At 62.4% G+C, this 24,151-nt stretch carries 22 protein-coding genes; 15 read left to right on the forward strand and 7 right to left on the reverse strand.

Going from position 1 to position 24,151, the window contains the following annotated elements; genetic code table 11:
• The first annotated feature begins 74 nt into the window (after window positions 1-74).
• Genes MM194_RS11490 through MM194_RS11500 form a run of 3 tightly spaced genes read left to right on the forward strand, consistent with a single transcriptional unit; the run spans window position 75 to window position 2,751 of the window.
• A complete protein-coding gene (locus tag MM194_RS11490) occupies window positions 75-914 on the forward strand; it encodes an ABC transporter substrate-binding protein (RefSeq protein ID WP_033130595.1) in 840 nt (279 codons plus the stop codon).
• Window positions 911-1,942, forward strand: coding sequence for an iron ABC transporter permease (locus tag MM194_RS11495; protein ID WP_241343633.1), 1,032 nt, complete (start codon window positions 911-913; stop codon window positions 1,940-1,942). Before MM194_RS11490 ends, MM194_RS11495 begins: the two co-directional genes overlap by 4 nt.
• Before the next feature lie 14 nt (window positions 1,943-1,956).
• Window positions 1,957-2,751 carry a heme ABC transporter ATP-binding protein gene (locus tag MM194_RS11500; RefSeq protein ID WP_033130593.1) on the forward strand — a complete coding sequence of 265 codons (795 nt, stop codon included), beginning with the start codon at window positions 1,957-1,959 and terminating at the stop codon, window positions 2,749-2,751.
• A 252-nt stretch (window positions 2,752-3,003) separates the two neighbouring features.
• On the opposite strand, the gene MM194_RS11505 is transcribed toward MM194_RS11500, so the two are convergent.
• Window positions 3,004-3,612, reverse strand: a complete 609-nt coding sequence (locus MM194_RS11505) for a YitT family protein (RefSeq protein ID WP_033130592.1) — start codon at window positions 3,610-3,612, stop codon at window positions 3,004-3,006.
• 294 nt (window positions 3,613-3,906) lie between these two features.
• Here MM194_RS11505 and MM194_RS11510 point away from each other — a divergent pair, with 294 nt between their 5' ends.
• Window positions 3,907-5,250, forward strand: a complete 1,344-nt coding sequence (locus MM194_RS11510; protein WP_241343634.1) for a UDP-glucose/GDP-mannose dehydrogenase family protein — start codon at window positions 3,907-3,909, stop codon at window positions 5,248-5,250.
• Window positions 5,247-6,245 carry an NAD-dependent epimerase gene (locus tag MM194_RS11515; protein ID WP_241343635.1) on the forward strand — a complete coding sequence of 333 codons (999 nt, stop codon included), beginning with the start codon at window positions 5,247-5,249 and terminating at the stop codon, window positions 6,243-6,245. Before MM194_RS11510 ends, MM194_RS11515 begins: the two co-directional genes overlap by 4 nt.
• Window positions 6,246-6,315: 70 nt before the next feature.
• On the opposite strand, the gene MM194_RS11520 is transcribed toward MM194_RS11515, so the two are convergent.
• The 3 genes from MM194_RS11520 to MM194_RS11530 all read right to left on the reverse strand — a co-directional run bounded on the left by MM194_RS11520 (window position 6,316) and on the right by MM194_RS11530 (window position 9,291).
• Window positions 6,316-8,016: a glycosyltransferase family 39 protein gene (locus MM194_RS11520; protein ID WP_241343636.1), complete on the reverse strand. Its 1,701-nt coding sequence runs from the start codon at window positions 8,014-8,016 to the stop codon at window positions 6,316-6,318.
• A gap of 83 nt (window positions 8,017-8,099) precedes the next feature.
• Window positions 8,100-8,462, reverse strand: a complete 363-nt coding sequence (locus MM194_RS11525) for a lipid-A-disaccharide synthase N-terminal domain-containing protein (RefSeq protein ID WP_033130589.1) — start codon at window positions 8,460-8,462, stop codon at window positions 8,100-8,102.
• An 88-nt stretch (window positions 8,463-8,550) separates the two neighbouring features.
• A complete protein-coding gene (locus MM194_RS11530; protein ID WP_241343637.1) occupies window positions 8,551-9,291 on the reverse strand; it encodes a glycosyltransferase family 2 protein in 741 nt (246 codons plus the stop codon).
• A gap of 354 nt (window positions 9,292-9,645) precedes the next feature.
• Between MM194_RS11530 and MM194_RS11535 the strand changes: the two genes are divergently transcribed.
• The 4 genes from MM194_RS11535 to MM194_RS11550 all read left to right on the forward strand — a co-directional run bounded on the left by MM194_RS11535 (window position 9,646) and on the right by MM194_RS11550 (window position 14,511).
• Entirely contained in the window at window positions 9,646-10,491 is an 846-nt protein-coding gene (locus MM194_RS11535; protein WP_042644853.1) for a lytic transglycosylase domain-containing protein, read from the forward strand.
• 313 nt (window positions 10,492-10,804) lie between these two features.
• On the forward strand, window positions 10,805-12,472 hold the full coding sequence (ettA, locus tag MM194_RS11540) for an energy-dependent translational throttle protein EttA (RefSeq protein WP_033130543.1): 1,668 nt from the start codon (window positions 10,805-10,807) through the stop codon (window positions 12,470-12,472).
• A 97-nt stretch (window positions 12,473-12,569) separates the two neighbouring features.
• A complete protein-coding gene (locus MM194_RS11545) occupies window positions 12,570-12,905 on the forward strand; it encodes a hypothetical protein (protein ID WP_033130542.1) in 336 nt (111 codons plus the stop codon).
• 262 nt (window positions 12,906-13,167) lie between these two features.
• Window positions 13,168-14,511 carry an NCS2 family permease gene (locus MM194_RS11550; RefSeq protein ID WP_033130541.1) on the forward strand — a complete coding sequence of 448 codons (1,344 nt, stop codon included), beginning with the start codon at window positions 13,168-13,170 and terminating at the stop codon, window positions 14,509-14,511.
• Between the two features lie 73 nt (window positions 14,512-14,584).
• Here MM194_RS11550 and djlA read toward each other — a convergent pair whose 3' ends face one another.
• From djlA to MM194_RS11565, 3 genes are read right to left on the reverse strand one after another with little or no spacing between them, the layout of a single operon-like run.
• Window positions 14,585-15,397, reverse strand: a complete 813-nt coding sequence (djlA, locus tag MM194_RS11555) for a co-chaperone DjlA (RefSeq protein WP_241343638.1) — start codon at window positions 15,395-15,397, stop codon at window positions 14,585-14,587.
• 19 nt (window positions 15,398-15,416) lie between these two features.
• Window positions 15,417-16,127 carry an N-acetylmuramate alpha-1-phosphate uridylyltransferase MurU gene (gene murU / locus MM194_RS11560; RefSeq protein ID WP_033130539.1) on the reverse strand — a complete coding sequence of 237 codons (711 nt, stop codon included), beginning with the start codon at window positions 16,125-16,127 and terminating at the stop codon, window positions 15,417-15,419.
• Window positions 16,124-17,134, reverse strand: coding sequence for a phosphotransferase (locus tag MM194_RS11565; RefSeq protein ID WP_241343639.1), 1,011 nt, complete (start codon window positions 17,132-17,134; stop codon window positions 16,124-16,126). The genes murU and MM194_RS11565 overlap by 4 nt, the downstream gene beginning before the upstream one ends.
• Window positions 17,135-17,308: 174 nt before the next feature.
• Between MM194_RS11565 and lptD the strand changes: the two genes are divergently transcribed.
• The 6 genes from lptD to MM194_RS11595 are packed head-to-tail and all read left to right on the forward strand — an operon-like array spanning window position 17,309 to window position 24,062.
• Window positions 17,309-19,717 carry an LPS assembly protein LptD gene (gene lptD, locus MM194_RS11570; RefSeq protein ID WP_033130537.1) on the forward strand — a complete coding sequence of 803 codons (2,409 nt, stop codon included), beginning with the start codon at window positions 17,309-17,311 and terminating at the stop codon, window positions 19,715-19,717.
• A gap of 30 nt (window positions 19,718-19,747) precedes the next feature.
• Window positions 19,748-21,040, forward strand: coding sequence for a peptidylprolyl isomerase SurA (gene surA, locus MM194_RS11575; RefSeq protein WP_241343640.1), 1,293 nt, complete (start codon window positions 19,748-19,750; stop codon window positions 21,038-21,040).
• Window positions 21,041-21,054: 14 nt separating this feature from the next.
• A complete protein-coding gene (gene pdxA / locus MM194_RS11580) occupies window positions 21,055-22,050 on the forward strand; it encodes a 4-hydroxythreonine-4-phosphate dehydrogenase PdxA (protein ID WP_033130644.1) in 996 nt (331 codons plus the stop codon).
• The gene (rsmA, locus tag MM194_RS11585) at window positions 22,040-22,867 is read left to right on the forward strand and encodes a 16S rRNA (adenine(1518)-N(6)/adenine(1519)-N(6))-dimethyltransferase RsmA (protein WP_033130535.1); all 828 of its coding nucleotides are present in this window, start codon (window positions 22,040-22,042) and stop codon (window positions 22,865-22,867) included. Before pdxA ends, rsmA begins: the two co-directional genes overlap by 11 nt.
• A gap of 4 nt (window positions 22,868-22,871) precedes the next feature.
• A complete protein-coding gene (apaG, locus tag MM194_RS11590; RefSeq protein ID WP_241343641.1) occupies window positions 22,872-23,234 on the forward strand; it encodes a Co2+/Mg2+ efflux protein ApaG in 363 nt (120 codons plus the stop codon).
• Window positions 23,235-23,240: 6 nt separating this feature from the next.
• Window positions 23,241-24,062: a symmetrical bis(5'-nucleosyl)-tetraphosphatase gene (locus MM194_RS11595; protein WP_033130533.1), complete on the forward strand. Its 822-nt coding sequence runs from the start codon at window positions 23,241-23,243 to the stop codon at window positions 24,060-24,062.
• Window positions 24,063-24,151 lie beyond the last annotated feature (89 nt).

Genomic DNA, 24,151 nt, shown 5'->3' on the forward strand with positions numbered 1-24,151 from the left:
TATCAGTGCATTTTTTTCACGGGCTTGATATTCTCGGCGGCAATCCCACTCTCATTCATCCTTCGGAGGTTCGCATGGGCCGTCGTTTTGCCCTCGCACTCAGCCTGCTCGGCTGCGTATCCCTTTCATTGTCTGCCACGGCGCAAGAGCGCATCGTCAGCGTCGGTCCTGCCACCACAGAGCTGATCCTGGCGCTCGGCGGAGAAGCGAGCCTGGTCGCCACCGATGTCAGCAGCCCCGAGCCCAAGGCGCTGCCCAGGGTTGGTTATCACCGCGCCCTGGCCTCCGAAGGGATCCTGAGTCTGGCACCGACCCGGGTAGTCGGCAGCGACGAGATGGGCCCTCCCTCTACCCTGGAGCAGCTGCGCCGCGCCGGCGTCAAGGTCGATGTGCTGGCCACGGCGCCGACCCTCGCGAACCTTAATCAGCGCATCGATACCCTGGCCGCATTGCTGGGGGATCCCGCCTCAGGCGTCAAGCTGAAAGCCGAGATCGCCAGCCAGAGCGATCAGCTGGCGGCCCAGGCCAGCCAGAACAAACCGCTCAAGGTCGCCTTCCTGCTGCTGCACAAGGGTCAGCCCACCAGCATCGCAGGCGGCAATACCACCGCCAGCGCCCTGGTGACCCTGGCCGGCGGCATCAACCCGGTGGCCCAGTTGCACGACTACAAACCCGTCTCCACCGAATCCCTGATCGAGATGCAGCCGGACCTGGTGCTGGTGAGCGGTCGTGACTGGCAGCAATATCAGAACATCGACAGCGTGCTGGCCCAGGTGCCCGCCCTGGCCGCCACGCCGGCTGGCAAGAACAAGGCCATCCACGCCATCGACGGCCATGCCCTGCAAGGGGGGCTGAGCCTGAGATCGCTGCAACAGGCGAGCCAGATCGCCCAGTGGATCCAGCAGGGTTCATGATGCGCCTGCCGCTGCCCTGGCTGATCGCGCTTACCGGCACCACCCTGGCGTTGCTGCTGGTCGGGTCGCTCGCGACCGGCCCCATGGCGCTCTCCTTTGGCGAGAGTCTGCAGGCGCTGTTCGCCGGCAAGGAGAGCGGGATCGAAGCGCACAAACTGCTGATCGTGCAGGAGATCAGACTGCCTCGCACCCTGCTGTGCATCGCCGTGGGGGGCATACTCGGCCTCTGCGGCGCCGTGATGCAGGGGCTGTTTCGCAATCCCCTCGCCGATCCCGGCATCATAGGGGTGTCCGGTGGCGCAGCCCTCGGCGCGGCCCTCGCCATAGTGCTGCTGGCCCCCCTGGGTCAGCAGTGGCAGAGCCTGCTCGGCATCGGCCTCCTGCCCCTGCTCGCCTTCCTCGGCGGGGCGCTGACCACCACGCTTGTATATTTGCTGGGCACCCGTGAGGGTGGCACGTCCGTCACCGTCATGCTGCTGGCCGGGGTCGCCATCACGGCCCTGTCCGGCGCCGTGATCGGGCTGCTCACCTATCTGGCCGACGATCAGATGCTGCGTAACCTCAGCCTGTGGCAGATGGGATCCCTGGCCGCCGGCAAACCGGCCGACGTGGCGCTGGCGCTGGCGACCCTGGTCACTCTGTTGCTCTTGTTCGTACGCGACGCCAATCCCCTCAATGCCCTCTTGCTGGGCGAGGGAGAGGCCCGGCATCTGGGGGTGAACGTGCAATCCCTCAAGCGACGCCTGATCCTGCTCACCGCCGCCGGTGTCGGCGTCGCAGTGGCGGTGGCGGGCATGATCGGCTTCGTCGGACTGGTGGTGCCCCACCTGGTGCGGCTGCTGGCTGGCCCCAACCATGTCAGGCTGCTACCCCTCTCGGCCCTGCTCGGTTCCGCCCTGTTGCTCGGCGCCGACATGCTGGCCCGCACCCTGCTGGCACCGGCCGAGCTGCCGGTTGGCATCATCACCGCCCTGCTCGGTGCCCCCTTCTTCATCTGGCTGCTGGTCAAGAGCCGCCGGACGCTTTAACAGGAGAACTGCTCTTGCCTGGATCATCCTCACCCGCCCTGCTTGACTGCCGGCACCTCAGCCTGACAAGGGGCGATCGTCTCATCCTGGACAGGCTCAACCTCTCCCTGCACTCGGGCACCCTGACCGCCCTGCTAGGCCCGAACGGGGCGGGCAAGAGCTCGCTGCTCAAGTGCCTGACCGGCGAGCTGGAATATGACGGCGAGATCGCGTTGTTTGGTCGCGAGCGGCAAGCCTGGGCTGGCAACGCGCTGGCCCATAGCGTCGGCGTGCTGCCCCAGAGCTCGTCCCTGAACTTCCCCTTCCTGTGCGAAGAGGTGGTGGCCATGGGCCGGCTGCCCCACACCGAACCCGGCAGCCGCCGTGACGAGATAGTCAAAGCCGCCATGATCCATGCCGGCGTCGAGCATCTGACCGGACGCCTCTACCCCGGCCTGTCGGGAGGAGAGCGCCAGCGGGTACAATTTGCCCGGGTGCTGGCCCAGATCTGGCAAGCACCGGAAGAGCCGCAGGCCCCCCGTCTGCTGCTGCTCGACGAACCTACCTCGGCGCTCGATCTCAAGTATCAGCATCAGCTGCTCACCATGGCCCGCGCCCTCGCCGGTCGCAACACCGCCGTGCTGGTGGTGCTGCACGATCTGAATCTGGCGGCGCGCTATGCCGACCGGCTGGTGATGCTGGAGCAGGGCAAGCTGATGGCGGACGGCACCCCGGCCGAGGTGCTGACCCCGGAGCTCATCGCGCGGCTCTACGACTACCCGGCCCAGGTGCTGCATCACCCCGATACCGGCCTGCCCATGGTGGTGTGACGCCAGGCTCATCGCACTCCCGATATACACGACTACCCGGCCCAGGTACTGCATCACCCCGATACCGGCCTGCCCATGGTGGTGTGACGCCAGGCTCATCGCACTCCCGATATACACGACTACCCGGCCCAAGTGCTGCATCACCCCGACACCGGCCTACCCATGGTGGTGTGACAGCGAATTTGTCAGCGAAACGCAGATAACAACAGAGCGCCCGAGGGCGCTCTGTTGGTTTCGACTGGCGGGGCCGCATCAGGCTATCTGATAACGGCCCGGCTTGTGATTGAGTGTCAACACCAGGTTACAGATGATGGCCGCCACCACCGAGAGGCCCAGTAGCCAGGGCGATACCACGAAGAAGGAGGCGATGACGATGGCGCAATCAAGCCCCATTTGCAGCTTTCCTGCCCGGATGCCGAACTTGTCCTGGATGAAGAGCGCCAGAATATTGAAGCCACCCAGGCTCGATTTGTGGCGAAACATGATGAGCAACCCCATGCCGATCAGGGTGCCGCCGATGAGGGCCGCGTAGACGGGCTCTATCTTGCCAATCTGCAGCACCCCATTAAGGTGGTCCGTCATGAAGGAGACGACCGCGACCGAGGCGAAGGTATTGAGGGTGAAACGCGGCCCCATCCTGAGCCAGGCCAGGGCGTAGAACGGCAGGTTCATGCAGAAGAACAGCAGGCCGAAGCTCAGGCCCGTCATCTGTTGCAACAGCAGCGCCAGCCCGGCGGTGCCGCCGGTGAGCAGCCCGACCTGATGAAACAGGAAGATGCCGAGTGATACGAAACCTGCCGCGGTCAGCAGAGCGAGCACATCCTCATAGATCGGATGTGCCAGGCGGGGGGTGTTGTCCATAACCGATGTCCATAGCGAAGTGAAAAGAGTGTCTGCCCTGCGGGCATGCGAGCCCCGTGTATCGGGGCTTCGTTATGAGCACAGTGTCCGGTTTGAGTGAGCCAGATCACAAGAGTGCGGCCCAACGCCCCGAAACAGGGCGTGTCAGCCCGGCGTTACACTCCTTGCACCAAAATATGCCATTCGCACCAGCCTGCTCTTAGCCTGAACGAGTCGCAGGATCCCGCTGCTCGCACGCGCAAATCGTTCTAGAATGGAGGCCTTGCCACTGCCAGCACCAAGGAGCAACAGCAGATGAGAGTCACCGTATTCGGAATAGGTTACGTGGGGCTGGTCCAGGCCGCCGTGTTGGCCGAGATGGGCCACCAGGTGACCTGTGTGGATGTGGATGCCGCCAAGGTCGAGCGCCTGAAGGAGGGCATCATTCCCATCTTCGAACCCGGTCTCGCCCCCATGGTGGTGGCCAACCATCAGGGCGGGCGCCTGCACTTCACCACGGACGTGAGCGAGGGGGTGAGCTTCGCCGAACTGATCTTCATCGCGGTCGGCACCCCGCCGGATGAAGATGGCTCCGCCGATCTCAAGCACGTGCTGGCGGTGGCGGGCACCATAGGCAGCCTGATGCAGGGCAGCAAGGTGGTGGTCAACAAGAGCACAGTCCCGGTCGGTACCGCCAGCCGGGTACGCCAGCATATCGCCACCATCCTCGGCGAGCGCGGCGTCAACTTCCCGCTCGAGGTGGTCTCCAATCCGGAGTTTCTCAAGGAAGGGGCCGCCGTGGCCGACTGCCTGCGGCCGGATCGCATCATCATCGGCACCGACTCTGCCCACGCCATCGCCTTGCTGGAGGAGCTGTACGCCCCCTTCAACCGCAATCACGATCGCATCATCCAGATGGATGTGCACAGCGCCGAGCTGACCAAGTACGCCGCCAACGCCATGCTGGCCACCAAAATCTCCTTCATGAACGAGATGGCCAATCTGGCGGAGAAGCTGGGAGCCGACATCGAGGCGGTGCGCAAGGGCATAGGCGCCGATCCGCGCATCGGCTACCACTTCATCTACCCAGGCTGCGGTTATGGCGGCTCCTGCTTCCCGAAAGACGTCAAGGCACTGATCCACACCGCCAGCGAGATTGGCTGCGAGGCACCGCTGCTGCGCTCGGTGGAGCGGGTCAACGATCGCCAGAAGCACAAACTCATCGAGCGGCTGCACCTGCACTTCGGCGCCGATCTGCGCGGGCGCACCTTCGCGCTCTGGGGGCTCGCCTTCAAACCCAACACCGACGACATGCGCGAGGCGCCAAGTCGGGTACTGATGGAGGCCATCTGGGCCGCTGGCGGCAAGGTGCAGGCGTTCGATCCCCAGGCCATGAGCGAGGCCCAACACCTCTACGGCCTGCGGGACGACCTGAGCCTGTGCGGCACCCAGGAGGCGGCCCTCAAGGGTGCCGACGCCCTGCTCATCTGCACCGAGTGGCAGCAGTTCCGTGCCCCCGACTTCGAGCTGATCCAGCGCACCCTGACCCAGCCCGTCATCATCGACGGCCGCAACCTCTATGATCCGGCCCGCCTGCGCCAGCGCGGCTTCACCTATTACGCCATCGGCCGCGGCGACAGCCTGGAGCGCCCCCAATGAAATACCTGGTCACCGGCGCCGCCGGCTTCATCGGCTTTCATGTGGCGCGGCGGCTCTGCGCCGAGGGCCATCAGGTGGTCGGCATCGATAACCTGAATGACTACTACGAGGTGAGCCTGAAGGAGGCACGCCTCGCCCTGCTCACTCCCCTGCCCGGCTTTCGCTTCGAACGGCTCGATCTCGCCGATCGCACCGCCATGGCGGCGCTGTTTGCCGGAGAGCGGTTCGAGCGGGTGATCCACCTCGGCGCCCAGGCCGGGGTGCGCTATTCCCTCGACAACCCCTTCGCCTACGCCGACAGCAACCTCACCGGCACCCTCACGGTGCTGGAGGGATGCCGCCATCATGGGGTACAGCACCTGGTCTACGCCTCCTCGAGCTCGGTGTACGGCCTCAACGAGCAGATGCCGTTCAAGACTTCGGACGGGGTGGATCACCCTGTCTCCCTCTACGCCGCGAGCAAGAAGGCCAACGAGCTGATGGCCCACTCCTACTCCCACCTCTACGGCTTGCCCACCACGGGCCTGCGCTTCTTCACCGTCTACGGCCCCTGGGGTCGCCCCGACATGGCGCTGTTCAAGTTCGTGCGCGCCATCCTCAAGGGGGAGCCCATCGACATCTACAATCAGGGCCAGCTCAGTCGGGACTTCACCCATATCGACGACATAGTGGAGGGCATAGTGCGTATCGCGGATCGGCCACCGGTCGGCGATGCCAACTGGCAGGGGCAGACCGACGCCAGCCCGGCGCCTTATCGCCTCTACAACATCGGCAACGGCAGCCCGGTGCGATTGCTGGACTTCGTGGAAGCCATAGAGACTGCGCTCGGCAAACCGGCGGTTCGCAACCTGCTGCCGATGCAGCCAGGCGACGTGCTCGCCACCTGGGCCGACACAGAATCCTTGTTCGAAGCCACCGGTTATCGCCCCCGGGTCGCCTTGAAGGAAGGGGTAGAGAGCTTCGTCGACTGGTACAAGGCGTACTACCAAATCTGACCTCACCGACCGCGCTGACAATGAAAAGGGGCTGCCACTGGCAGCCCCTTTTCTCGTTGTCGTCAGGACCTCATTGTCCGGCGTGAGGACCAGGTGCGTAGTGGAAGGGCTCGACCCTGGCGGCCAGGCCCTGGCACTCGGGCTTCAGCGCCGCGCTGTCGGCCAGCAGCCAGTCGGTGCGATGGCGATTGCCGAGGTTCTCCATCCGCGCCGGATCGAAGCACACCGTCATGATGTCGGCAGAGCCCAGCACCCAGCGCTTGGGTGCGCCGGCGACCCAGGCCGCCGCCTCGCGAGCCTGCTCCCCATCGGGCATCTGATAGGAGTAGTGCCAGAGCGGTTGCTGGCTGAACAGCAGGTGCTGCTCCTTGAAGCCGGCAAGCAGCAGCTCATCCCCCGCAGGCACCTGCTCTGCCGCCAACGTCATCACGCCCTGCGGGGTGCGCATATCGTTGAGCTTCACGCAGATCCAGCTGGAGTAGATGAGCCAACCTACAGCCAGAGAGCAGAGGATGGCACTGAGCGGTGCACGGCGCAGCAGAGCATTGATGAGCAGCAGTGCCGCTCCCATGGCCAACACGGGTAACCAGGGCGCCGGACCTAGGTCACCGACCTTGCTCGCCAGCTTGGTACTGAATGCCAGCGCCCCGGCGCCCCCCACACAGAGGATCCCCAGCAGCCAACCTAGCCCTCCCAGCAGACGAGCGGGCCAGACCCGCGTCAGCAGCGCGCCGATGAAGGGAGCTGCCAGCAGCGCCAGCGCCGGTGTGCCCGGTGTGACATAGACACCGCGCTTGCCCGGCGAGGCCGAGAAGAAGACGATCACCAGCACCAGATAACCGAGCAGCAGTATGATCCGCTTGTCCCGCGCCAGGATCCCCTTGTGCCATTCCACCACCAGCCAGGGCAGCAGCAGGGAGAGCGGCAGCCAGAACGGCGGTATCACCGAGCTGAGGTAGTACCAGAAGGGTTTGACGTGGTGCCAGGCGCTGGCATAACGGGTCACCGTCTGGCGCAGCAGGATATTGTCCCGATACGCTTGCAAGATGGGGTCCCCGCTTTGAGCCACGGCGCCCAGCATGGGCACCAGCCACAGACCGATGGCCAGCAGCATGAACAGGGGCCCGGCCAATCCCTTGAGCCAATCGGCCCGGGAGGCTGTACGGATCTTCTCCCAGTGGGTCCAGATTGCCGGGATCAGGATCAGCAGGGCCAGCAGCCCCACCCCCTTGGTGATGATGCCAAGCCCGGCGGCGAACCAGCCGAGCCAGTACCAGCGCCAGCCGCCGTCACAGAGCAGGAAGCGGATGAAGCCATAGACCCCGAGGGTGATGAAGCAGGTGACCAGCGCATCGATCTGCGCCGTCTTGGCCTGCAGGGTGAACTGGACGGTGAACAGCAGCAACAACCCGGCCAAGAAGCCGACCGACGGGCTCCACAGACGGCGACCCAGGTCCCACACCAGGGTGATGGTCAGCAGACCCGACAGCAGGGAGGGCAGCAAGAATGCCACCTTGATGGAGCCCGTCAGCACATAACCGATGGCAATCCCCCACATGAACATCGGCGGCTTGTCCGGATAGATCTCGCCACCGCGCATGGGGAACAGCCATTGGCCGCTCTCCACCATCTCCTTGGCGATCAGAGCGAAGCGCGGCTCGTCGGCGGGCCAGGGATCTCGCAGGCCGAGGCCAGCCCCCAACACCACCAGCGCGATCAGCAGCAGCCAGCCGAGGGAAGTCTGATTGAGCAGGTAACGATCATTCACCATGGCAAGCCTCGTTATGGGTCAGCTTGTCCCGCTTCCCACCCCGAAACGGGATATCCAGGACGAGCCGGTTGAACCGGGAGTGATCATCTATCATGACGGGTCTCGTTATTGGCAAGCTTGTCCCGCTTCCAGCCACGATGCTGGATATCCAGATAGAGGCTGTAGAGTGCGGTAAAGGTGGGGAACAGGTTTTGCAGCACGCCGACGGAGTCCTGCTTGGGGGAGAAGACGAAGTAACTCAGGGTCATCAGGCTGCCGAGCACGCTCATGTACCAGAACATGCGAGGGATCACCGGCTTGCCAGCGCGCTTGGAGGCGACGAACTGCACCAGCCAGCGGCCGCCGAACATCAGTGCCCCCGTGTAACCGATGATCTTCCAGCCGGTCACATGCAAGCCCGTCCAGTCCAGCCAGTCAAGCGGCATCGAAAGCAAGGCATCGATCATATCGGCCACTCCTGATTCCAACCTGTCACATGCAAAGCACTCTCACGCCAGTCCAGCCAGATCAATGGCATCGAAAACAGGGCATAGATCACTCCAATGTCTCCCTGACCTCGACCACCTTGGAGCGGCGCTGCAACCACCAGACGCCGACCACGTCCACCAGCCCGACCCAGAGCCGGTTCCAGACGCCATATTTGGAGACGCCCGCCTGTCTGGGTCTGTGGTTGACCGGCCAGGGCGACATCCGCCCCCCCTGAGCCTGGATCAGCGCCGGAATGTAGCGGTGCATGTGGTTGAATGAGGGCAGACGCAGATACCAGTCACGACGAACCACCTTGAGACCACAGCCGGTATCCGGGATGCCGTCACGCAGCAACATATTGCGAAAACCGTTGGCCAGTTTGGAGGAGAGTCGCTTGACCCAATCATCTCGGCGATTGACACGGTGACCGATAAGTCCCACTTGCGTGGGATCCTGCGCGAAGCGGCGCTTGGCCTCTTCCAGCATGGCGGGAATGTCGGCCGGATCGTTCTGACCATCGCCGTCCAACACCACCAGCCAATCACCACGGCCATGGCGTACCCCGCTCAGCACCGCCATGCTCTGGCCGACGGCACGTACGTGACGCACCACCCTCAGGCTGGCGAAGCGAGACTTCAGCTCGCCGAGGACGGCAAAACTGTCATCCTCGCTGCCATCATCCACGTAAATCAACTCGTAGTCGTACTTCCCCGCCAACGCGGCATCGATCTCGCCGATAAGGGGAGCCAGATTGTCCCGTTCATCCTTGGCGGGCACCACGACTGATACATCGATTGAATAACCCATATGAGCTTCCCGACTATAAAAAAGGAGATAACACACTGTCAGTTGCACCATGAGTGGCGGCAGACGGCCATTCGAACCTCATGCAAATACAAGGTGTTAAAAAAATTGATACCCGCAGTTTATCACCTCGGTAGTAACAATCGCATCATTAACAGGGTGATTGAAAGCGTCGTGTCGCTGGTCTCACCCTCATGTCTCGTGGCGCCAATTGGATTGGTTGATTTCCGATCACCAAAAGTTCCATACCGTTTTCATCTCTGATGGTCGAACACATAACCACATGTTCCATCGCCCGGCTGGCAACCGCCCCATAGAGGACCTATATCTTGCGGATACAAATATGAGGTATCCATCATGCAGCGACTCTGCACTTGGGGCTGGGGACTCCTGATACTGCTCGCCACCACACCGTCCCATGCCGAGTCATTTCGCCAGGCGCCCAAGGCCATGAGCGCCTTGCGTCAGGGCGCCGCCATCGAGCGCAGCAACCCGCGACAAGCCATCGCCCATTACTGCAACGCGGCCAGCCTCGGCAACCCGGAAGCCTATTTTCGCATCGGTCGCCTGCTGGCTCGCGGGCCACAAGGGATCCGCAGTGCCAGCCATGCCAACGCCTATCTCGCCATGGCTATGCGCCTTGGCAACCAGCAGGCCGCCCGCTACTACAACGCACGGGTAGGCAATGCGCCCCTCGGCACCTGCGGCGTCGGTGGCGGTTCCGGCGGAGCGCCCTGGATACGCCCCGGCGTCCCCTTCGATCAGGATAGCTATCTGGCCCGCCAGTCCCTCACCAAACAGAAGCTGGCCGGCCTGATCCGCCAGGCGGCTCACCGCCACAAGGTCAACCCGCAGCTGGCGCTGGCCATTGCCATCGCCGAGTCGAACCTCAACAGCTTCGCCGTCTCGCCCAAACAGGCGCAGGGCGTGATGCAGCTCATCCCCGAGACCCAGGCCCGCTTCGGGGTGACCCGCCCGTTCGATCCCGAGCAGAACATCCGCGGCGCCATGATCTACCTGAAGTGGCTGGAGAAGCAGTTCGGTCCAGACTGGGTCAGGATCAGTGCTGCCTACAACGCCGGTGAACAGGCGGTGGTCCGCTATGGGGGCGTGCCGCCCTATCAGGAGACCCAGGAGTACGTGCAACGGGTGCTTTACTACTCGGGGCACGACCAACCCAAGGCGGTGCGACGGCCACGGTGACCATGCCCACCGGTACCAGATTGCCGAACCCGCCATCCAGGGGGCAGACCGAATCCTATCGGATCAGGCTTAAGGAAAAATTAAGCTTTCTCCCCCGATGACGTTGCCCCCTGGCTTTCACTATCCCGCGCCCTGCTCAGAGGTGCGTCGGCCCGCAATAACCAATCTGTTGTCCACTTTGCCGCCCCCTGCCCATTGGTTTACAATCGACGGGTTTTTTGGAACCGGGTTGGCCTCTGCCGACCAGGCCCACCACGACCTCAGTCTGTTAATGCCAAGACATTAAGCTGCTGAAAAGGAAGAGAATTAGCCAATGGCTCAATTTATTTACACCATGAACCGGGTCGGCAAGGTAGTGCCGCCCAAGCGTCATATTCTCAAGAACATCTCCCTCTCCTTCTTCCCGGGCGCCAAGATAGGCGTATTGGGCCTGAACGGAGCCGGCAAATCCACCCTGCTGCGCATCATGGCCGGGATCGACACCGACATCGAAGGGGAAGCCCGCCCGCAACCCGGCATCAAGATCGGCTACCTGCCCCAGGAGCCGAAGCTGGATCCGGAGCAGACAGTGCGTGAAGCGGTCGAAGAGGCGGTCGGCGACGTCAAGCGCGCCATGGCACGGCTGGATGAGGTCTATGCCCTCTACGCCGAACCGGATGCGGATTTTGACAAGCTGGCCCGCGAACAGGGTGAGCTGGAAGCCATCATCGCCGCCCAGGGCGGCCATAACATGGAAAACCAGCTGGAGCGCGCGGCCGATGCCCTGCGTCTGCCGGCCTGGGATGCCCAGATCAAGCATCTCTCCGGTGGTGAGCGCCGCCGCGTGGCCCTGTGCCGCCTGCTGCTGGAAAAGCCGGACATGCTGCTGCTGGACGAGCCGACCAACCACTTGGATGCAGAATCCGTGGCCTGGCTCGAGCGCTTCCTGCACGATTACGAGGGCACTGTGGTGGCCATCACTCACGATCGCTACTTCCTCGACAACGTGGCGGGTTGGATCCTGGAGCTGGACCGCGGCGAGGGTATCCCCTGGGAAGGCAACTACTCCTCCTGGCTGGAGCAGAAAGATGCGCGTCTGGCTCAAGAAGCCAGCTCCGAAGCCGCCCGTCGCAAGTCCATCGAGAAAGAGCTGGAGTGGGTTCGTCAGAATCCGAAGGGCCGTCAGGCCAAATCCAAAGCTCGTATGGCGCGCTTCGAGGAGCTCAACACCAACGACTACCAGAAGCGCAACGAGACCAACGAGCTGTTCATTCCGCCCGGACCCCGCCTCGGCGACAAGGTGCTGGAGGTGGCAAACCTCTGCAAGTCCTACGGTGACAGGCAGCTGATCGACGATCTCTCCTTCTCCATTCCGAAGGGGGCCATCGTCGGCATCATAGGACCTAACGGGGCCGGTAAATCCACCCTGTTCCGCATGATGTCCGGTCAAGAGCAGCCGGATTCCGGTGCCATCACCCTCGGTGATACCGTGGTGCTGGCCTCGGTGGATCAGTTCCGCGACAGCATGAACGACAAGAAGACGGTGTTCGAAGAAGTCGCCGACGGCCAGGATATCCTGCGCATCGGCACCTACGAGTTCCCGAGTCGCGCTTACATCGGCCGCTTCAACTTCAAGGGCGCCGATCAGCAGAAGCGAGTCGGTGAGCTGTCCGGTGGTGAGCGAGGCCGCCTGCATCTGGCCAAACTGCTGCAAACCGGCGGCAACGTGCTGCTGCTCGATGAACCGACCAACGATCTGGACATCGAAACCCTGCGCGCCCTCGAGAACGCCCTGCTGGAGTTCCCGGGTTGCGCCATGGTCATCTCCCACGATCGCTGGTTCCTCGACCGCATCGCCACCCACATCCTGGACTACCAGGACGAGGGCAAGATCGCCTTCTTCGAAGGCAACTTCACCGAATACGAAGAGTGGAAGAAGAAGACCTATGGTGCCGATGCCGTCCAGCCGCACCGTGCCAAGTACAAGCGCATCGCCAAGTAAGGCGAGTCACTGCATGTACGGACAAGGGGAGCAGAGGCTCCCCTTTTTATTGCCTTTTGGCATACAATCTCCCGGTCCTTCCCAACCGATATCCATCATGGTCCACACCACAGGCAGTGCGAAGAAACTCACCATCCAGATCCGGATCGAACCCGGCTGCCTCGGGCCGGATGGCAAGCGCCATATCGAGACCTTCTGCGCCGCCGCCAGCCGGATCTTTGCCACCATGGAGCCGGAGCGGGTGAACTGGGTGCTGATCCCGCGCCATGACAAGCTGTTGCCGGAGCAGGAGTTTCTCATCGAGGGGCGCAAGCTGAGCGAGGAGCAGGCCAACCTGCTATTGCAACGCATGGGGCTGACGCTCGCCCCATTGCAGGAGCGCAGCGATGCCGTGCTGGCCCAGCTGGTCGAGCGTTACTTCAAGACTCTCTGAGGTCATCTCCCTGATAAAAAGCCCCTATCGAGGCTCGTTTTTCCCGCCTCGATAGCAAACGTTTGAATTTTTGCTCTATTCATTGATCCGCTTCGCAGATCCGGGGTTTGTAAACGCCGCCGCCTGTGTAAAAATGTGCGCGCTGTCACGGTATCAGGACGAGTCTGGTCATTTGGTCGCCAGACACAGGGCCATTTACCCCGCATGGATGGGATTGGCCGTTCGCCTGCTGCTTATTTCACGTCACCCATTGGAATCCAACATGAATCAACCACATCAAGCTGCCAGCCAGGCCGCCGGGCAAGGATTGCTCGAGCGTCTGTTTGCCCTGAAAGGCCACGGCACCACGGCCCGCACCGAGGTCATCGCCGGCATCACCACCTTCCTGACCATGGTCTACATCGTGTTCGTCAATCCGCAGATCCTCTCTGCTGCGGGCATGGACACCCAGGCCGTGTTCGTCACCACCTGCCTCATCGCCGGCATCGGCAGCATTTTGATGGGGTTGCTGGCCAACCTGCCCATCGCCCTGGCCCCCGCCATGGGCCTGAACGCCTTCTTCGCCTTCGTGGTCGTAGCCGGCATGGGCTACTCCTGGCAGGTCGGCATGGGCACCATCTTCTGGGGTGCCCTGGGGCTGCTGATCCTCACCCTGTTGCGGGTACGCTATTGGCTGATCGCCAACATCCCGCTCACCCTGCGGGTTGGCATCACCGCCGGCATCGGCCTGCTCATCGCCCTGCTCGGCCTGCACAATGCCGGCATAGTCGTCGCGAGCCCGGCCACCATGGTGACGGTGGGCAACCTCACCTCCCTGCCCTGCCTGCTGGGCTTCCTCGGTTTCTTCCTGATCTGCATCTTCTCCGCCCGCGGCGTGCACTCCGCCGTGCTGATCGCCATAGTCGTCACCACCACACTGGGCTGGCTGTTTGGGGACGTGACCTTCAAGGGCTTCATCTCCATGCCGCCGAGCATCACGCCTGTATTCGGTCAGCTGGACTTGATGGGGTCGCTGGATATCAGTCTCGCGGGGATCATCTTCTCCTTCATGCTGGTCAACCTGTTCGACTCCTCAGGCACCCTGATCGGGGTCACCACCCGCGCCAAGCTGGCGGATGACCAAGGCCGCTTCCCGCGCATGAAGCAGGCGCTGGTGGTCGACAGCATCAGCTCGGTGGGTGGCGCCTTCATGGGCACCTCCTCAGTCACCGCCTATATCGAGAGCAGCTCGGGCGTCGCGGTCGGTGGTCGCACCGGCCTGACCGCCATCGTCGTCGGCGTCTTGTTCCTGCTGGCGATCTTCTTCTCCCCCGTCGCCGCCATGGTGCCGGCCTATGCCGCCGCCGGCGCCCTCATCTACGTGGGCGTGCTGATGTGCTCCGAGCTGACCAAGGTGAAGTGGGAAGACTTGACCGAGGCGGTGCCGGCCTTCATGACCGCTGTCATGATGCCGTTCAGCTTCTCCATCACCGAGGGGATCGCCGTGGGTTTCATCTCCTACTGCGTGATGAAGGCGGGCACCGGCCGCTGGCGCGAGATCAACCCCTGCGTACTGGTGGTCGCCCTGCTGTTCGTGCTCAAGTTCGTCTGGGTCGACAGCCACTAAGCCTGACTTTCGCACACAAAAATGCCCGTCATCGACGGGCATTTTTTATGGATGTTCCACGGCAATCTGAGGCTCAGCGGATGCCGCGCGCCTCGCGGATCCACTCCCAGGCCTGCAGGATCTCCTGGGTCTTCTCCTTGGCCATCTCCATCATCTCCGGCGGCAGGCCCTTGGCGGCCAGCTTGTCGGGGTGGTGCTTGCTCATCTCCTTGCGATAGGCACGCTTGATGTCCTGATCGCTGTCACTCTCGCTCACCCCGAGCAGTTGATAGGCATCCTTGAGGCGATCCGCCGAGGGGGCCTCCTGCCGGTATTGCTGCTGACCACCGCCCTGCTGCTGGCGATGGAAGAAGTTCATCTGGGCCTCGGCCATGGCCAGGATCCGAGCCAGCTCGATGCGGCTGATCCCCAGCTCATCGGCGATGGTCTGCAGGATGGCGCGCTCATCGGCCTCGACCCTGCCATCGGCGAAGGCGGCCTGCAGCTGGACTTCCAGGAAGAAACGCAAGATATCGCGCTGGCCCAGGCTCGCGCGGCGAAACTCGGCCAGGGTCTCACGCAGCGGGAAGCCGCTCTCCTTGCCCTGGCGGAACGACTCCTGGGCCCGTACCCGCTGCGCGCCGGAGAGGTGCATCCTGTCCATCAGGTTGGAGGCGACCCGGATCTCCTGCTCGGTGACCTGGCCGCTCGCCTTGGCGATGTGGCCCATGACGGCGAAGGTGGCGTGGAAGAAGACAGCCTGTTGTTGCTGGGTGGGCGCACGCCGGAAGGACATGCCCATGCCCCGATCGAAACGATGGCCTATCCAGAGGCCGAGCAGGGCACCGAAGATGTTGCCGAGCAGAAAACCGAAGAAGGCGCCAAGCACCTTACCCCAAATACGCATGGTTCAAGACCTCGTGAAATTAATGAGTACGTCCTTGCAACTGATCGTCCAGCTCGCGCAACCGATCGACGGTGCCGATGTCCCGCCATTCACCGGCCAGCAAGGTACCACCGACCCGGCCTTGCGCCATCCAGTCGCGCAGCAGGGGCGCCAGTTTGCGCGCCCCGGGCGACAAGTAGGCAAAGGCGGCGGGATGATAGATGCCGACACCGCTAAAGGTAAAGACGGCGAGGCCAGGGTGTTCGGTCTCGCCGTCGAGGGCCTGGGCTGGCACATCCAGCACCCGTCCGGCCTGCAGGGCAAAATCCCCCTGCGGGTGCTGGGGCGGGTTGGGCACCAGCCAGAGGCGGGCCAGATCGTCCCCCAGTGGTTGCTGCATCAAGACGCCATAGTCCATGTCAATCCAGGTATCGCCGTTGATCACCAGGAAAGGCGCGTCCCCCAGCAGCGGCAGCGCCTGCACTATGCCACCGCCGGTCTCGAGGGCGCTCTCCTCCGCCGACCACTGGATGCTGACGCCGAACCGGCTGCCGTCACCGAGCGCCTCCACCAGCTTGTGGCCAAGCCAGGCGTGGTTGATGACCAGTTCGGTCACCCCGGCCGCCGCGAGCTTCTCGATATGGTGCACGATGAGCGGCTTGCCGCCCACCGCCAGCAGCGGCTTGGGCAGCAGATCGGTCAGCGGGCGCATCCGCTCGCCGCGCCCGGCCGCCAGGATCATCGCCTTCATGCCGACTCTCCCACCCGCGCCAGAGCTGGCAGAATATTCTGCTCCAACCAGACACCGAAACGAGACAACACAGGGTATTCCTCCCCGTGCAGGCGACACACATCCACCACATAGCCCAGGGTACGGGGGATATCCTTGAGGTAACCTGACTTGCCATCCCGATGGTAGAGTCGGGTGAAGAGCCCCGCCGCCTTCAGATGACGCTGCATGCCGGTGAGATCGGCGTGACGGCGGAAACTGGCATAATCGAGCCCGCCGAGCAGCCTGGCCTGGCTCAGGATGTCATAACCCTGGCGCATGCCCTGCTCGATCACCTCATCCGGCCAGCGCACGTAGCAATCCTTGAGCAGCGAGACCAGGTCATAGCTCAAAGGTCCTATGACCATGTCCTGGAAATCGATGATGGCAAGCTCGCTGCTGTCGGGCGTATCACCACCGCACACCATCAGGTTGCGGCTGTGGAAGTCACGGTGCATCACGCCCTGGGGCTGAGCCAGGTTGTTGGCGGTGAGGCAAGCGAAGGTGTCGTCCAGCAACTGTTGCTCGGCCTCGTTCAGGGCAAGTTGCAGGTGATGGCCCAGCAACCACTCGGGGCAGATGGCATCTTCACGGGCCATGAAAGTGGCATCGAACGGCTCGAGCGTCAGCGCAACTGCCCCCAGCCTCGGCAACAGTGCGATGGCCTTGCCATACCAGGCCAGCACGTTGTGCGAGTCCAGGCAGCTTATCAGCTGGGTATCGCCGAGATCCGTCACCGCCAGCAGGCCCTGTTCATAGTCCACGGCCCTGACCTCGGGTGCCAGCAGCCCCATGGCATTCAGCGCCGCGGCATTACGAACAAATTCATGATTTTTTTCGGTTTTCGGATTAGCATCCACCCACACCAGACCACCGCCACGGAAGTAGCGGCGAAAACTGGCGTCACCGGAGATCAGGGTCAATTGAAGGTTGGCATCACCGGAGATCCGGCGCGCCCATTGCTGTAACAGGGAATCGCGATCGTGCATGAGTCAGGGACCAAATTGGAAAGCAGCACTTGGCTGTTAGCCCTGGCCGCAATAATGCTTTATCATTGCCGGCTAACATAAAGCAATGACATGCAATGTCAACTCGATGGATCCTGACATAAAATGCATGCCCTGAATCAACCGTTTTTACCACGGATTGCGCGAGCCTTTCACATGACAAAATGGACACTGGGAGCCTCTGCTCCCATCGCCCTGACCATCAGCCTTGTCCCAGCCTTGAGTCCGATCACGGTCCAGGCCGCGCCATTCAACGCGCCACCGGCTACCGGGATCCTGGACAGTCTCTGCTATGACTATGTCCCCAAGGTAGAAAAACCCAAAGCGGATCAGGACGCCAACGCGCTGCCCGTCGAGGTCGATGCGGATCGCCTCGAGGCCAAGCAGGGTGAGACCGCCGTCTATGAGGGTGACGTCAAGGTTCGTCAGGGGGTGCGCAAATTCGACTCCGACTACGCTCAGGTCGATCAGCAGAGCCGGGATGTCATCGCCATCGGCAACATCTATTACAACGATGGCCAGATCACTGTCACCAGCGACAAGACCCTCAAATCCAACCTGGATACCAAGGATTCCGAGCTGGAAGAGGGCAAGTACCAGGTTCACGGCTCACCGGTGCGCGGCTTCGCCGAGAAGGTGACCATGACCAACAACAACCAGAACATCACCCTGGAAGGGGCTCAGTACACCACCTGCCCACCGGGCCAGGAGGCCTGGACCCTGAAGGCAGGCAGCATCGACATCGATCAGGCCGAGGTGTTCGGGGAAGCTTATAACGCCACCCTCTGGCTCTACGATTACCCGGTGTTCTACACCCCTTATATCAACTTCCCGATCAAGGATGAGCGCAAGACGGGCCTGCTCTATCCCTACTACAAGCAAAGCTCCGACAATGGCATGGAGATCACCCAGCCATTTTACTGGAACATAGCCCCGAACTACGACGCCACCATCACTCCCCGCTTCATGGACAGACGCGGCCTGATGAACCAGGTCGAGTTCCGCTACATGCCGGATCCGGCCCACGTCGGCAGCCTTTACTTCGAGAACCTGGCGGATGACAAGCAGTACGACGAGACGGCCAGTCTCAAAGACTATCTGGCCGATGGCCACCGCTACCTGATCAATGCCCGCCATACCTCTCTGTTCATGGACAACGCGCTGCAGGTATCGTTGGACTACACCAAGGTGCGGGACAATGACTTCAACTACTTCAACGACTTCGACCCCAAGGTGGGCACCCAGGTCGACAACCAGTTGCAGCAATCCCTGACGGCCGGCTACTTCCAGCAGAACTGGAACCTCAAGACCGAGGTGCGTACCTACCAGATCCTGCTGGCTGGCGCCCAACAGCCTCACTCCATGCTGCCGCGCATCGACCACAACTACTATCATCAGGGCAGTTGGTACGATCTCGCCTGGAACAGCGAACTGACCAAGTTCGGCTACGACAACGACGAATCCACCATAGGCGAGGTCTACACCGGCACCCGTCTGCACAGCGCGCCCACCCTGACGGTGCCGATCGTGACCTCTGCGGCTTACTACCTCGATAGCCAGTACAAGCTGATGTACACCCAGTACAATCAGGACGTGCCGGATGCCAGCAAGCTCACCGCCTACTACCGTGACCGGGGCTTGACCGAGCTCGATGAGAACGTCACCCGGGTACTGCCGTCGTTCCGCCTCAAGGGTGGTCTCACCTTCGATCGCCAGCAACAGTGGTTCGGCGAGGGGGCCAACCAGACCCTGGAGCCGGAGTTCCAGTACCTCTATGTGCCCTACAAGGATCAGGACAACATCGGGATCTATGACTCCACCACCATGCGTCAGGACTACTACAGCCTGTTCAGCGATCAGCGTTATGCCGGTCTCGACCGCATCAGCGACTCCAACCGCCTGACCCTCGGCCTCACCAGTCGCGTCTATGATCCGGCCGGGGATGAACGAATTCGGCTGGCCGTTGCCCAAGCATTCGACTTCGTCGCCCCCAGAGTCACCCTCTACCCCAACGACGAGCTGACCAACAACACCCGCTCCCCGCTCTCGTTCGAGGGGGATGCCAAGATCAACGAACAGTGGTTCGCCCATGCGGGCGCGCAATATGACATGGAGCAGAACCGTATCAGCTCGGCCAACAGCGCCCTGGAATACCGCCACGAGAAGCTGATCAGCCAGTTGAACTACCGCTTCATCCGGGACGCCAACTACGACCTGAACAACAAAGGCCAGGTCACCGATCTCAACCAGATCGGCATGTTGCTGACCACCCCGCTCAACGATCAGTGGCACCTCTATGGCGGTTACTATTACGAGCTGGATCAAGGGGTCAAGGTTGACCGCAAGGTGGGCCTGAAATATGACTCCTGCTGCTGGAGCATCAACTTCAACATGGAGTGGGTCAACGACCCGGATAACGTCAATTACCAGCCCAGCGCAGAGCGCAGCCTGGGCATTCAATTTGAAATGAAAGGATTGGGTAGCGTGGGGACGGGTCCAAAGGGGACGTCTCTGGATACCGAAGCCCTGCCTTACATTCGTCCGTTTAACCTGCGAGACCAATAACGGGTCTGGCGAACGCCTTGAGAGATGGATATGAAGAAGACGTTGATTTCCCTGCTGACCGCAGGCCTGTTTGGAGTCATGAGCCAGAGTGCCTTCGCCGCCCCCGAGCTGATGGACAAGGTGCTTGCCGTGGTCAACAAGGACGTGGTGCTGGTCAGCCAGCAGGAAGCGCTGGTACAGAAGGTGAAGGCCTCCGCTCGGGAGAGCGGACAATCCTTGCCCGATGACGTCACCCTGCGCAAGCAGGCGCTGGATCGCCTGATCCAGGAGAGCCTGCAATTGCAGCTGGCGGATCGCCAGGGCCTGAAGATCAGCGACACCCAGCTGGAACAGGCTATCCAGAGTATCGCCGCCGACAACAAGATGACCCTGGAGCAGCTGCGTGCCCAGCTGGAGCGTGAAGGCCTGACCTATGCCCAGTACCGGGAAGAGGTCCGCCGCGAGATCCTGATGAACGAGGTGCGTCGCAGCCAGGTTCGCCGCCGCATCAACATCTCCGAGCAGGAGGTGAAGCAGGTGGTCGAGGCGCTGGGCAAGCAGGGTCAGCAGCAGACCGAATACCACGTCGGCCACATTCAGGTTGCCCTGCCGGACAATCCGAACGCCGAGCAGCTCAATGCCGCCAAGGCCAAGATCGAACGCATCCTGGCCGCCCTGAAGGATGGCGCCGATTTCCGCAAGCTGGCCATCGCCGAGAGTAATGGTCCCAAGGCTCTGGAAGGGGGAGACTGGGGCTGGATGAGCCCGCAGGAGATGCCAACCCTGATGGCGGAGGCGGTGCAAGGCGCCAGCAAGGGTGACATCGTCGGCCCGCTGCGTTCCGGCGCCGGTCTGCACATCATCAAGGTCTTCGACACCAAGGGTCAGCAGCAAGTCATGCAGACCGAGGTCAAGGCCCGCCACATCCTGATCAAGCCCTCCATCATCCTGAGTGAGGAGAAGGCCAAGGGGACCCTGGACGGTATCTTGCACGACATCAAGAGCGGCAAGGCCAGCTTCGCCAGCATGGCGGAGAAATATTCCGAGGATCCGGGCTCTGCGGTGCAGGGTGGTGAACTGGGCTGGTCCGATCCCGGCGTCTATGTGCCGGAGTTCCGTGACATGGTCAATCGTCTACAACCGGGCCAGATCAGCGAGCCGTTCCGCACCAGCCACGGCTGGCACATAGTGCAGTTGGAAGACCGCCGCAGTCAGGACGCCACCGGCAAGGCACAGGAGCAGCGCGCCTATCAGCTGATCTTCAACCGCCGCTTCACCGAAGAGTCCCAAGCCTGGCTGGACGAGCTGCGCGATGAGGCCTACATCCAGATCGAACCGAACTGATGGAAGATAAGCTGATGAGCTGCCAACGTCTCGCCATCACGCCGGGTGAACCGGCGGGCATAGGCCCGGACCTGGTGCTGCAGATAGCCCAGCAGGGCTGGCCCCATCAGCTGGTGGTGATCGCCGATCCCGCCCTGCTGCAAGACAGGGCGGCCCTGCTGGGGCTGTCCATCGCACTGGAACCCTATGACGCCAGCGTCCCTGCCCGCCCCCAGCGGGCGGGGACGCTCACGATCTGCCCCATCCCGCTCGGCGCACCAGTGACACCGGGTGAGCTCGATGAGGCTAACGGCGCCTACGTGCTGGCGACCCTGCAGCGTGCCTGTGACGGCAACATGAACGGCGAGTTTGCCGCCGTGGTGACCGGGCCGGTACACAAGGGGATCATCAATCAGGCCGGCGTCTCGTTCAGCGGCCACACCGAGTTCTTCGCCCAGCAGTCCGGCACCGCCGATGTGGTGATGCTGCTGGCGACCGAAGGCTTGCGGGTGGCGCTGGCGACCACCCATATTCCCCTCGCCTACGTGGCCATGGCCATCACCGAAGATCGCCTCGGCAAGGTGATCCGCATCCTGGATGCGGATCTCAGGGCCAAGTTCGGCATCGCCAGGCCCCGGATTTACGTCTGTGGCCTCAATCCCCATGCCGGGGAAGGGGGGCACCTCGGCCGGGAAGAGATCGAGGTGATCGAACCCGCCCTGGCTGGCTTGCGCCAGGAAGGCATCGATCTGGTCGGCCCGCTGCCGGCCGACACCCTGTTCCAGGACAAATACCTCAAGGATGCGGATGCGGTACTCGCCATGTACCACGACCAGGGGCTGCCCGTGCTCAAGTACAAGGGCTTTGGCAACTCGGTCAATATCACCCTCGGACTCCCATTCATCCGCACTTCGGTGGATCACGGCACCGCGCTGGATCTGGCAGGCAAGGGCCTGGCCGATCCGGGCAGCCTCACCACCGCGATTAACCACGCCATCCAGATGGTAGAGAAAAAAAGATATGAGCAGTAAGGTGCAGAACAATAAAGTGCACATGGGTCACACGGCCCGTAAGCGTTTCGGTCAGAACTTCTTGCACGACCGTTATGTGATCGACCAGATAGTCGCCGCCATCAACCCGCAACCGGGTCAGAATCTGGTGGAGATAGGTCCGGGTCTGGCCGCGCTGACCGAGCCGGTCGCCTCCCAGATGGACAAGATGACCGTCGTCGAGCTGGATCGGGATCTGGCCGCGCGCCTGCGCGAGCACCCCATCCTCAAGGACAAGCTCACCGTGATCGAGGCCGATGCCATGCGCTTCGACTTCGGCACCCTGATGGGCGAAGGCAAGGGGCCGCTGCGCATCTTCGGTAACCTGCCCTACAACATCTCCACCCCGCTCATCTTCCACCTGTGCGAGTTCGCGGATCGGGTGGAGGACATGCACTTCATGCTGCAAAAGGAAGTGGTATTGCGGATGTGCGCCGGCCCTGGCAGCAAGGCCTATGGTCGCCTGAGCGTCATGGTCCAGTACTACTGCCAGGTGATCCCGGTGCTGGAAGTGGGCCCAGGCGCCTTCAAACCGGCTCCCAAGGTCGATTCTGCCGTGGTGCGCCTGATGCCGCACAAGAACCCGACCATAGTCGCGAAAGACATGCGCTGCCTGAGCCGCGTCTGTACCGAAGGTTTTGGCCAGCGCCGCAAGACCATTCGCAACAGCTTCGCCAACTTCATCACCGAGGCTCAGCTGACCGAGCTTGGCATCGATGGCAGCCTGCGTCCGGAGAACCTCTCCCTCGAGCAGTTCGTCCTGATCGCCAACTGGCTGGCCGATCAGCAACAGGCCTGATCCCATGGCACATCCCCGGATACTGATCCGCCCCCATCCCAGTTATGTGGCAGGCACCGAGGATCCTTACCATTTTCTCTATCTCATCGAGATAGAGAATCTGGGACCGGGGACGGTACAGCTGCTGCATCGGCGCTGGCTCATCACCGATGCCAATGGCAAGATGCTGGAAGTGGAAGGTCCAGGGGTCGTGGGCGAGCAGCCATTCATCGCCCCCGGTGAGACCTTCAGCTACCAGAGTGGCGTTCCCCTCGCCACTCCGTTCGGCGTGATGGAAGGCAGCTACATCCTGCAAGATGAGTCGGGGCGGCAATTTGAAGCCCCCATAGCGCCCTTCACGCTGGCCATTCCCAACATTATCAACTGAGGTTTCATGGCGAACTGTTTCGTCGGTGATATCCAGGGCTGCTACGACGACTTGCGCCGCCTGCTGGATCTCGCCGAGTTCGACTTCGATAACGACACGCTCTGGCTGTGTGGCGATCTCGTCGCCCGCGGTCCGGACTCTCTCAATACCCTGCGTTTCGTCAAATCCCTGGGACAGCGGGCCGTCAGCGTGCTCGGCAACCACGATCTGCACCTGCTGGCGGTGGCTCACGGCGTGGCACCGCTCAAGAAGAAAGACAAGCTGCAGGCCCTGATGGAGGCCCCGGATCGGGACGAACTGCTGGAGTGGCTGCGTCACCGCCCCCTGCTGGCGGAGCACCCTGAGCTGCCCATCATGATGATCCACGCCGGTCTCTCTCCGGCCTGGGATGCCCACACGGCACGCAGCTGCGCCCGCGAGGTGGAGACGCTGCTGCGCGGCGATCAGTACAACTGGCTGCTGCACAACATGTATGGCGACCAGCCCGATAGCTGGGACGAAAATCTGCTGGGGATAGAGCGCTACCGCTACATCATCAACAGTTTCACCCGGATGCGCTTCTGCTACTTCGATGGCCGACTCGACTTCAAGTGCAAGAAAGGCCCCACGGAGTCCACCCCTGGCCTGCGCCCCTGGTTCGAGCAGCGGGAGCACCATGTGGATGACCCCATTCTGGTGTTCGGCCACTGGGCGGCGCTGATGGGCGCCACCGGCAAGGACGACATCAAGGGACTGGATACCGGTTGCGTCTGGGGCAATAGCCTCACTCTGTGGCGGTATGAAGACGACGCCATGATAGCGACCCCCTGCCCCGCTTACGCCAAATAAGCCGTCGCGGCAGCCGGTGCAGGACAAGCAACCTCACCCTTTGGTGACGGATGATGACCTGGTCCTACCCGTGCAGGTGAAGGGAGAGG

The sequence above is a fragment of the Aeromonas sp. MR16 genome (assembly GCF_022549315.1).
In the GTDB taxonomy this organism is placed as follows: Bacteria; Pseudomonadota; Gammaproteobacteria; order Enterobacterales; family Aeromonadaceae; genus Aeromonas; species Aeromonas aquatica.

What these genes read in the sequence shown, in the direction of transcription:
- MM194_RS11495 (WP_241343633.1), top strand. Translation starts at nt 911, where the DNA reads ATGATGCGCCTGCCGCTGCCCTGGCTGATCGCGCTTACCGGCACCACC.
- pdxA (WP_033130644.1), top strand. Translation starts at nt 21,055, where the DNA reads ATGAGCTGCCAACGTCTCGCCATCACGCCGGGTGAACCGGCGGGCATA.
- ettA (WP_033130543.1), top strand. Translation starts at nt 10,805, where the DNA reads ATGGCTCAATTTATTTACACCATGAACCGGGTCGGCAAGGTAGTGCCG.
- MM194_RS11505 (WP_033130592.1), bottom strand. Translation starts at nt 3,612, where the DNA reads ATGGACAACACCCCCCGCCTGGCACATCCGATCTATGAGGATGTGCTC.
- MM194_RS11525 (WP_033130589.1), bottom strand. Translation starts at nt 8,462, where the DNA reads ATGATCGATGCCTTGCTTTCGATGCCGCTTGACTGGCTGGACTGGACG.
- lptD (WP_033130537.1), top strand. Translation starts at nt 17,309, where the DNA reads ATGACAAAATGGACACTGGGAGCCTCTGCTCCCATCGCCCTGACCATC.
- MM194_RS11565 (WP_241343639.1), bottom strand. Translation starts at nt 17,134, where the DNA reads ATGCACGATCGCGATTCCCTGTTACAGCAATGGGCGCGCCGGATCTCC.
- MM194_RS11490 (WP_033130595.1), top strand. Translation starts at nt 75, where the DNA reads ATGGGCCGTCGTTTTGCCCTCGCACTCAGCCTGCTCGGCTGCGTATCC.
- MM194_RS11515 (WP_241343635.1), top strand. Translation starts at nt 5,247, where the DNA reads ATGAAATACCTGGTCACCGGCGCCGCCGGCTTCATCGGCTTTCATGTG.
- apaG (WP_241343641.1), top strand. Translation starts at nt 22,872, where the DNA reads ATGGCACATCCCCGGATACTGATCCGCCCCCATCCCAGTTATGTGGCA.
- MM194_RS11520 (WP_241343636.1), bottom strand. Translation starts at nt 8,016, where the DNA reads ATGGTGAATGATCGTTACCTGCTCAATCAGACTTCCCTCGGCTGGCTG.
- murU (WP_033130539.1), bottom strand. Translation starts at nt 16,127, where the DNA reads ATGAAGGCGATGATCCTGGCGGCCGGGCGCGGCGAGCGGATGCGCCCG.
- MM194_RS11595 (WP_033130533.1), top strand. Translation starts at nt 23,241, where the DNA reads ATGGCGAACTGTTTCGTCGGTGATATCCAGGGCTGCTACGACGACTTG.
- rsmA (WP_033130535.1), top strand. Translation starts at nt 22,040, where the DNA reads ATGAGCAGTAAGGTGCAGAACAATAAAGTGCACATGGGTCACACGGCC.
- surA (WP_241343640.1), top strand. Translation starts at nt 19,748, where the DNA reads ATGAAGAAGACGTTGATTTCCCTGCTGACCGCAGGCCTGTTTGGAGTC.
- MM194_RS11550 (WP_033130541.1), top strand. Translation starts at nt 13,168, where the DNA reads ATGAATCAACCACATCAAGCTGCCAGCCAGGCCGCCGGGCAAGGATTG.
- MM194_RS11530 (WP_241343637.1), bottom strand. Translation starts at nt 9,291, where the DNA reads ATGGGTTATTCAATCGATGTATCAGTCGTGGTGCCCGCCAAGGATGAA.
- MM194_RS11535 (WP_042644853.1), top strand. Translation starts at nt 9,646, where the DNA reads ATGCAGCGACTCTGCACTTGGGGCTGGGGACTCCTGATACTGCTCGCC.
- MM194_RS11510 (WP_241343634.1), top strand. Translation starts at nt 3,907, where the DNA reads ATGAGAGTCACCGTATTCGGAATAGGTTACGTGGGGCTGGTCCAGGCC.
- MM194_RS11545 (WP_033130542.1), top strand. Translation starts at nt 12,570, where the DNA reads ATGGTCCACACCACAGGCAGTGCGAAGAAACTCACCATCCAGATCCGG.
- djlA (WP_241343638.1), bottom strand. Translation starts at nt 15,397, where the DNA reads ATGCGTATTTGGGGTAAGGTGCTTGGCGCCTTCTTCGGTTTTCTGCTC.